The sequence below is a fragment of the Salinisphaera sp. SWV1 genome (genome assembly GCF_052044155.1).
In the GTDB taxonomy this organism is placed as follows: Bacteria; Pseudomonadota; Gammaproteobacteria; order Nevskiales; family Salinisphaeraceae; genus Salinisphaera.
Window position 1 is genome coordinate 1 of record NZ_JBQDYE010000195.1, and the last position, 504, is coordinate 504.

Here is a 504-nt window from a genome sequence, read left to right on the forward strand (position 1 = left end):
AAGGGCCTTTTCTTTTTGTCGAATATCGTTCCAGGTATATTCCAGTACTTCAATAAATAAATTTTCTTTATTACCAAAGTGATGATAAACCGTCTGTTTACTACACCCCGCAGCCTTAACAATATTATCGACCCTGGCCCCTTCATAACCATATTCGGCAAATTCATTAACCGCGCATAACAGCAGCTTTTCCTTCAGGCTCTGTACGTTGCTGTATCAAGGTAAATAACGCCTCCCCATGACCTTCTCAAGATAACTATCTTAACCCGATTAATTAGAAGCTCCAGTAAAAAGGATAAAAACTTGCACTTTCATCAAGTTATCAAATGTCCTGTGATCACTATCGCATATCAACCAACCAGATGGTTGATCTTTCTTGCGGCACGTCGCAAGCTAATTGTCACTTAGAAAACAATATTCAAAAAAAGAGAGCTATTGTATGAAATCCACTCGTCCTGTTGCCGTGATTACCGGAGCCGCTCGTGGTATTGGAAAGGGCTGTGC

Annotated in this window: 2 protein-coding genes; one reads left to right on the forward strand and one right to left on the reverse strand. The window is 40.7% G+C overall.

Annotated features, from left to right (window positions below; translation table 11 throughout):
* The coding region (locus tag ACS8YF_RS20225) for a TetR/AcrR family transcriptional regulator (RefSeq protein WP_440851837.1) at positions 1-198 on the reverse strand (198 nt) is incomplete at its 3' end.
* Between the two features lie 241 nt (positions 199-439).
* Between ACS8YF_RS20225 and ACS8YF_RS20230 the strand changes: the two genes are divergently transcribed.
* A partial coding sequence (locus ACS8YF_RS20230) for a hypothetical protein (protein ID WP_312827941.1) occupies positions 440-504 on the forward strand: 65 nt, incomplete at its 3' end.